Below are 5,499 nucleotides of genomic sequence, written 5' to 3'. Positions count from 1 at the left end.
GCCGGCTGCGGAGATGAGTCCGAGTTCCGTCTGTACGTAGTGCCGGACCACCTTCTCCATGCGCCCGTCCGGGTTGTGCTTGACGAACGGTTTGTCGGTGTCTCCGAGGCTGATGTAGGAATTCAGGTCCTTGGCGAGGAAGGTCTCGTTGACGGCGCTGTCGGACAGGACAAGGGCGCCGCCGTCCGCAGTCCTCGCGGCGAAGACGTCACCGGCGCGAGGCGCGGTCTTCTTGAAGTCGACCCAGGCGTGACCGTCCAGGCCGTCCTCCCGCTCGCTGTACCAGGAACTGCCGGCGCGTCGTGCCGAGGTGTCGGCCAGCGGGGAGTGGCCGTCGCCCTCCACCCACAGGTCGGCGACCAGCCCTGGCAACTGCGAGGGCGCCGTCTTACCGATCTTGGTGTTGGGGTCGGCGACCTTCATCAGTCCGGACTTGTCGAGAGCGAGACGCGGCACCTTCTCCACGTCAGGGCCCTCGAAGTCGCGGGCGACGACCATGCGCCAGCCGTCGCCGGAGTGCTTGAAGACGAGGAACCTGACGTTCTTCGAAATCAGCTTGCCCGGCTTGCCGTCGGTGATGTGCGCGCCCTGCGTGCGCACCAGGAACCAGTCCGCCTTGGCGGACGCGGGCGGGATGTAGAAGGTGCGGTTGACGTACGCGAACGGTGCGATGTCGCGCGCGACGTCGCTCTTCTTGAGACCTGGGATCTGCGTGAAGTACGCCTGGTCCATCGCAAGGACAGCCCCGCCCTCCGCCTTCGCCATGACGGAGGATGAACGCTTGGCGTTGGCCTCGTTGTTGAGCTTCTGGTAGGCGTCCACCGTCTTGTTCGCCTCGGCTTTGGTGAGCAGTGGCTTCTCGGCCGCCGTGGCGCCCGCGGGCGCGGAAGCGTCGTCATCGGCGGAACATCCGGTCAGGGAAGTCGCGGCTGACAACACGACGGCGAGCACGCCGATGCGGGCGGCACGGACCGTGTGAACAGAGCGGGCGGAACGGGTTGGACGAGGGGTGTGGGCTGTACGAGCGGTGCGGACTTTACGAGCGGTGCGGGCCGAATTGGCCATGGCAAAGTATCCCCGTTTCTCTAATGTGTTCGGCGATCAGCGCGTGCAGCGCACACGTCATGATCGCCGAGCCACCCTACCGACCCCACGCCCGTCAGGCGGCCGGCGTCCCCTCGGCGTAGGGCGCCAGGATGTCGGTCACCGTTCGGTTGCGCGGTACCGCGATGCCCAGTTGTTCGGCCAGGTCCACAACTCCCCCGCTGAGCCAGGGCAGTTCGAGGCGGTTGCCCTTCTCCAGGTCGTTGTGCATGGAGGAGGTCATGGTCGCGGGAAGGGTGTCGCAGAAGTCCATCTGGGCCTGCACGAACGCGTCGTCGAGCTTCACGCCGGAGGCACGCGCCACCTCGGCGGCCTCCTGCATCACCTCGCTCAACAGGACGCGCGTGCGGTCGTTGGAGCGTACGACGCCAATGGGGCGGCGGACAGCGGCCGTTGTGGCCGACAGCCCCACGAGGAACACGAACTTCTCCCAGACCACCTTCTCGATGTCCGTGCTCAACTCCGTGTCGATCGCGGCATCGCGGAATGCCGAGTGGACGGCCTCGCTCATGGCCGCCTGCGCTTCGAGGTAGGGCCCGACAACGATCCTCTGCAGGCTGTTGTTGTGGACGACGACGCCGGGTTCCTCGATGAAGGCCGAGATGAAACAGGCGCCGCCCAGGACGAGTTCTTCCCCGAGGTGACGGCGAAGGATGAGGTCCTTGTGCACCCCGTTCTGCAGGGACAGAACGTGCGGCTCGCCCAGATCGGCCGAGCGCAGCCGACGGGCTATGTCTTCGGTGTCCCACAGTTTGACCGCGACGAGGACGAGATCGGTGGGGCCCAGTTCACGGATGTCGGCGACAGCCGAGGACGGTGGCGTCCGGACGTCTCCCAGCGGGCTGCGGACCAGGAGCCCGGATCGACGTATGGCTTCCAGGTGACGCCCCCGGGCGACAAAGGTGACGTCATGCCCGGCCGCGGCCAGCCGCGCGCCGAAGTATCCGCCGACGCCGCCTGCTCCGATCACTGCGATGCGCACGGTTCATGGTCCTTTCAAAGCTTCTTAATAACCTTTTGAACGGTTACTATCGTCTGCATGGGCGTCTCGACGCAAGACCAACCCCGACGGCGGACCACGGAGCAACTACGGGACCTCCGGTTCGACGCGGGCGCGCTCTGCCTCAATCTCGTGGCGACCGTGGGCCGCCGCCCGCACCTCCCGGTCGAACGGATGGGAGACGCGACCCGGCTCGAGGCATGGTGCCGGGGCGTGGGAGTCTCCCTCGGGCAGGGGTACGACCCGGCCGGTGTTCTCGCGTCCCTGCACGAGCTGCGTACGGCCGCATTCGACATCGCCTCCTCGGCCGTGGACGGACATGCGCCCGCCCCGCAGGCCATCGCACTCGTCAACCGGCTCGCCCGCGTCCATCCCCCGGCGCCGCAGCTGGTGATGGTCTCCGACGGCCCCCGTAGCAGTCCGGCCAGCGAAGTGCTCACACCACAGGAGCTGCTGTCCGTCATCGCGCGGGACCTGATCGACCTCATGTGCGACGACGAGCGCCGCTCGCGACTGCGCGCCTGCGCATCCGAGGTGTGCCAGATGATCTACGTGGACGCCGCCCGTGGCCGGCCGCGCAAATGGTGCTCCATGCAGCGCTGCGGAAACCAGGCCAAGGCGGCAGCCCACCGTAGGAAGTCCTCCCCGTCCCCCGACTCTGGGCACAACTCCGGCTCCGGCTCCGGCTCCATGTGAGTTTCATGGGAGATCCCCGGGCGCAGGCCGCTTGATCGTCGATTGACGCAGGTCACGGGCGCGCGCTTCCCATACGGCACACATGTTTGCCCAGAGGTCGTCGACGTCTCCACCCCAGAGTGAAGCCGGGCTCGCGGGTGTCGCGTGCCCTGTTCCCTCCGGGCTTGTGGAGACCCAATGATCGAGGTACGCGGACTGACCAAGCGCTACGGCGAGGTCCTCGCCGTGGACGATCTGACCTTTGCCGTACGCCCCGGCGAGGTAACCGGTTTCCTGGAACCGAACGGAGCCGGAAAGTCGACCACCCTGCGCATGATCCTGGGGCTGGACGCCCCGAGTTCCGGTACGGCGACCGTCGGCGGGATGCCCTTCACCGCTCACCCCGCCCCGCTCAGGGCGGTCGGCGCGCTCCTGGACCCGGGGGCGGTGCTGTCCAGCCGCACCGCCTTCCACCACCTGCTGGCCCTCGCCGCCGGCAACGGGATCCCCCGCAGCCGGGTGGACGAGACGCTGACCGAGGTCGGCCTGGAGAAGGTGGCCCGGCGCCGGGCAGGTACGTACTCGCTCGGTATGCGCCAGCGCCTGGGCATCGCCGCGGCGCTGCTGGGCCGACCGCCCGTCCTGGTCTTCGACGAACCGCTCAACGGACTCGACCCCGAGGGCATCGTGTGGATCCGCTCGCTCATGCGGAACATGGCCGCCGAGGGGCGCGCCGTGCTGATGTCCAGCCATCTGATGAGCGAGATGGAGCTGACTGCCGACCACCTCATCGTCATCGGCCGCGGCAAGCTGATCGCCGACACCACGATGAAGGACTTCATCGAGGCGCATTCCGAGCGCGAGGTCCTTGTGCGCAGCCCGCAGACCCAGGCCCTGCGCCGCCTGCTGTCCGAAGCCACCGGTGTGCGCGCCGAGGACCACGACACCCTCGTGGTGACCGGTCTGGAGACCGTCAGGATCGGAGGCCTGGCCGCGGCGGCCGGGGTGGAGCTGCACGAGCTGTCCCCACGCCAGGTCTCCCTGGAGAGGGCGTTCATGGATCTGACGAAGGACGCGGTGGAGTACCACGCCGGAGAGGAAACGAGCCGATGACCCACGTACGCGGCATACGCGGCATACGCGGCACACGCGATGTACGCGGTGCGCTCAGCGCACGGCCCACTCGGCGCCCGGCAGGAGACGCCAGAGCCACCCCCTGGCACAGCCTGCACGCGGAGTGGATCAAGATCCGTACCATGCGGTCGACGTTGTTCGTGGTCCTGGGCACGCCGGCCTTCTGCGCGGGACTCGCCGCGCTGAACGGTTCGTCCGCCGGCACGGACTACGCCGACATGTCCGCCGCCGACCAGGCCACCTTCGATCCGCTGGCGATCAGTCTGCGCGGCTATCTGCTGGTGCAGATCGCGCTGGGCCTGCTGGGAGGTCTTGTCATCACGTCCGAGTACGGTGCCCGCACCATCGTGCCCACGTTGACGTCCGTGCCGCACCGGGTGCGTGTTCTGGCGTCGAAGGCCGTGGTCCTCGTGGGAGTGGCCCTGCCGGTCGGCATCCTGGTCTCGCTGGTCGGGTTTCTCGTCGGGCAGGCGGCGCTGTCCGGTGCGGGCGCCCCGCACCTGGCGCTGTCCGACGGTGCGGCGCTGCGCGGCATCTTTGGTGGTGGCGTATATCTGGCGCTGGCAGGGCTCTTCGGACTGGCACTGGGCACGATCATCCGCTCCACCACTGCCACGGTGACGACGCTGTTCGGCGTGATGCTCATCGTCCAGGCCTTCGCCCCCGCGCTGCCCGGAGGGCTCGGCGACTGGGTGTCGAAGTACTGGCCGCCCATCGCCGGCGGACAGATCATCACCGCGGTCCAGGACCCTGAGCTGCTGAGTCCGGGCGCAGGGCTGGGTGTCATGGCCGGGTGCGTCCTGGTGCTGATGGCGGCGGCCTTCGTCGTCTTCCGCAAACGCGACGCCTAGCTCTGCGTAGATGTGCTTGGACGTGCCTGGATGTGCTTGGACGTGCCTGGATGTGCCTGGACGTGCCTCGATGCGCCTGGATGTGTTGAGCTGGAGGCCGGACGATCACCTGTCGGAACGGATGCCATGACGACAACGCAACACCTGCTGCTCGTGGAGGACGAGCCGACACTGCGTGAACTGCTGTCTGTAAGCCTGCAGTTGGCGGGTTTTCATGTGGTGCCGGCCGAGACCGGCGCCCAGGCGCTGACCGCGGTGCGCGAGCGGCACCCCGACCTGATCGTCCTGGACGTGATGCTGCCCGACATCGACGGCTTCGAGGTCGCACGCCGCCTGCGCGAGCAGCCGACGCACGGGCTCGCCCATCCGCCGATCCTGTTCCTCACCGCACGGGATGCGGCCGAGGACCGGATCAGCGGGCTGCGGGCGGGCGGGGACGACTACGTCACCAAGCCGTTCAATCTGGAGGAACTCGTCCTGCGTATCCAGGCGGTGCTACGGCGCACCAGCGGCCGCCGGGCGAGGCACCCGTCCTGGGCGACGAGGCACGCCTGCGCCAAGTCACGTCCAACCTCGTCGGAAACGCCATCGCGCACACCCCGCCCGGCACCCCCGTCCGTATCGGCGTGGGTACACAGGACGGCCAGGCGGTTCTCGAACTGAGCGACCAGGGACCCGGAATGACGGACGATCAGGCCGCCCGCGTCTTCGACCGCTTCTACCGCGCGGACACCG

General features: G+C 68.1%; 5 protein-coding genes and 2 pseudogenes. 5 read left to right on the top strand and 2 right to left on the bottom strand.

Annotated elements, in window-relative coordinates; genetic code table 11:
• Positions 1-939: DUF8094 domain-containing protein (locus JYK17_RS39865; protein WP_222812296.1), on the bottom strand; the 939-nt coding region annotated here is incomplete at its 3' end.
• A gap of 220 nt (positions 940-1,159) precedes the next feature.
• The gene (locus JYK17_RS39860) at positions 1,160-2,086 is read right to left on the bottom strand and encodes a ketopantoate reductase family protein (RefSeq protein ID WP_108014160.1); all 927 of its coding nucleotides are present in this window, start codon (positions 2,084-2,086) and stop codon (positions 1,160-1,162) included.
• A 57-nt stretch (positions 2,087-2,143) separates the two neighbouring features.
• Here JYK17_RS39860 and JYK17_RS39855 point away from each other — a divergent pair, with 57 nt between their 5' ends.
• The 5 genes and pseudogenes from JYK17_RS39855 to JYK17_RS39835 all read left to right on the top strand — a co-directional run.
• The gene (locus JYK17_RS39855) at positions 2,144-2,800 is read left to right on the top strand and encodes a CGNR zinc finger domain-containing protein (protein WP_222812295.1); all 657 of its coding nucleotides are present in this window, start codon (positions 2,144-2,146) and stop codon (positions 2,798-2,800) included.
• 177 nt (positions 2,801-2,977) lie between these two features.
• A complete protein-coding gene (locus JYK17_RS39850) occupies positions 2,978-3,892 on the top strand; it encodes an ABC transporter ATP-binding protein (RefSeq protein ID WP_222812294.1) in 915 nt (304 codons plus the stop codon).
• On the top strand, positions 3,889-4,764 hold the full coding sequence (locus tag JYK17_RS39845; protein WP_234548359.1) for an ABC transporter permease: 876 nt from the start codon (positions 3,889-3,891) through the stop codon (positions 4,762-4,764). Before JYK17_RS39850 ends, JYK17_RS39845 begins: the two co-directional genes overlap by 4 nt.
• A gap of 126 nt (positions 4,765-4,890) precedes the next feature.
• Positions 4,891-5,283 (top strand): annotated as a pseudogene (locus JYK17_RS39840) (response regulator transcription factor); the annotation flags it as partial.
• Positions 5,277-5,499: pseudogene (locus tag JYK17_RS39835) on the top strand (ATP-binding protein); the annotation flags it as partial. The pseudogenes JYK17_RS39840 and JYK17_RS39835, both read left to right, overlap by 7 nt.

It is taken from the genome of Streptomyces plumbidurans (genome assembly GCF_019857225.1).
Taxonomy (GTDB): domain Bacteria; phylum Actinomycetota; class Actinomycetes; order Streptomycetales; family Streptomycetaceae; genus Streptomyces; species Streptomyces plumbidurans.
This window is presented reverse-complemented; position numbering and strand designations above follow the sequence as displayed.

Bases quoted from the DNA above. Each gene is read 5' to 3' on its own strand.
- JYK17_RS39855 (WP_222812295.1), top strand. From the start codon at position 2,144: ATGGGCGTCTCGACGCAAGACCAACCCCGACGGCGGACCACGGAGCAA.
- JYK17_RS39850 (WP_222812294.1), top strand. From the start codon at position 2,978: ATGATCGAGGTACGCGGACTGACCAAGCGCTACGGCGAGGTCCTCGCC.
- JYK17_RS39845 (WP_234548359.1), top strand. From the start codon at position 3,889: ATGACCCACGTACGCGGCATACGCGGCATACGCGGCACACGCGATGTA.